The sequence below is a fragment of the Spirillospora sp. NPDC047418 genome, from assembly GCF_040643275.1.
Lineage (GTDB): Bacteria > Actinomycetota > Actinomycetes > Streptosporangiales > Streptosporangiaceae > Spirillospora.
In genome coordinates this window covers 1-1,720 of record NZ_JBEYTW010000202.1, presented here as the reverse complement: position 1 = coordinate 1,720, position 1,720 = coordinate 1, and the positions used below count along the sequence as shown (strand labels likewise).

1 rRNA gene is annotated in these 1,720 nt (G+C 59.2%); it reads left to right on the top strand.

What is annotated here, in order from left to right:
- Positions 1-1,720 (top strand): 23S ribosomal RNA (locus tag ABZ806_RS45020); the annotation flags it as partial.

The window sequence follows — 1,720 nt, the reverse complement described above, 5'->3', positions numbered from 1 at the left end:
GTTCGGGATGGGTAGGGGAGCGTCCTGCAGCCGGTGAAGCCGCCGAGTGATCGAGTGGTGGAGGCTGTGGGAGTGAGAATGCAGGCATGAGTAGCGAATCACACGTGAGAAACGTGTGCGCCGGATGACCAAGGGTTCCTGGGGCAGGCTAATCCGCCCAGGGTAAGTCGGGACCTAAGGCGAGGCCGACAGGCGTAGTCGATGGACAACGGGTTGATATTCCCGTACCCGCTGGTATGCGCCAACGCTGAACCTTCTGATGCTAACCACCCGAACTGTGTTCCGGGCCTTCGGGTCTGGTCTGCGGGGAGCGTGGGACCCGAGGGGGTAGTAGGTGAGTGATGGGGTGACGCAGGAGGGTAGCTCAGCCCGGGCGACGGTTGTCCCGGGGTAAGGCTGTAGGGAGAGAGACAGGTAAATCCGTCTCTTGTGAATCCTGAGAGCTGATGCCGAGCCGTTTTAGGTGAAGTGAGTGATCCCATGCTGTCGAGAAAAGCCTCTAGCGAGTGTACTGGCGGCCCGTACCCCAAACCGACTCAGGTGGTCAGGTAGAGAATACCAAGGCGATCGGGTGAACTGTGGTTAAGGAACTCGGCAAATTGCCCCCGTAACTTTGGGAGAAGGGGGGCCTTGCCCGGTGATGGCACGTGCTGTCTGAGCTGGGTGGGGTCGCAGAGGCCAGGGGGAAGCGACTGTTTACTAAAAACACAGGTCCGTGCGAAGTCGTAAGACGCTGTATACGGACTGACGCCTGCCCGGTGCCGGAACGTTAAGAGGACCGGTTAGATCTCTTCGGGGGTCGAGGCTGAGAATCTAAGCGCCGGTAAACGGCGGTGGTAACTATAACCATCCTAAGGTAGCGAAATTCCTTGTCGGGTAAGTTCCGACCTGCACGAATGGCGTAACGACTTCCCCGCTGTCTCAACCACAGGCCCGGCGAAATTGCAGTACGAGTAAAGATGCTCGTTTCGCGCAGCAGGACGGAAAGACCCCGGGACCTTCACTACAGCTTGGCATTGGCGCTTGGAGCGTCTTGTGTAGGATAGGTGGGAGACTGTGAAGCCGGCACGCCAGTGTCGGTGGAGTCGCTGGTGAAATACCACTCTGGTCGTTTTGAGCGTCTAACCCGCACCCGTGTATCCGGGTGGGGGACAGTGCCTGGTGGGTAGTTTAACTGGGGCGGTTGCCTCCTAAAGTGTAACGGAGGCGCCCAAAGGTTCCCTCAGCCTGGTTGGCAATCAGGTGGCGAGTGCAAGGGCACAAGGGAGCTTGACTGTGAGACGGACGTGTCGAGCAGGTGCGAAAGCAGGGCCTAGTGATCCGGCACCTACGTGTGGAAGTGGTGTCGCTCAACGGCTAAAAGGTACCCCGGGGATAACAGGCTGATCTTCCCCAAGAGTCCATATCGACGGGATGGTTTGGCACCTCGATGTCGGCTCGTCGCATCCTGGGGCTGGAGTAGGTCCCAAGGGTTGGGCTGTTCGCCCATTAAAGCGGCACGCGAGCTGGGTTTAGAACGTCGCGAGACAGTTCGGTCCCTATCCGCTGCGCGCGTAGGAGAATTGTGAGGGTCTGTCCCTAGTACGAGAGGACCGGGACGGACGGACCTCTGGTGTGCCAGTTGTCCCGCCAGGGGCACGGCTGGTTGGCTACGTTCGGTCGGGATAACCGCTGAAAGCATCTAAGCGGGAAGCCTTCCTCGAGATGAGTTCTCCCACCC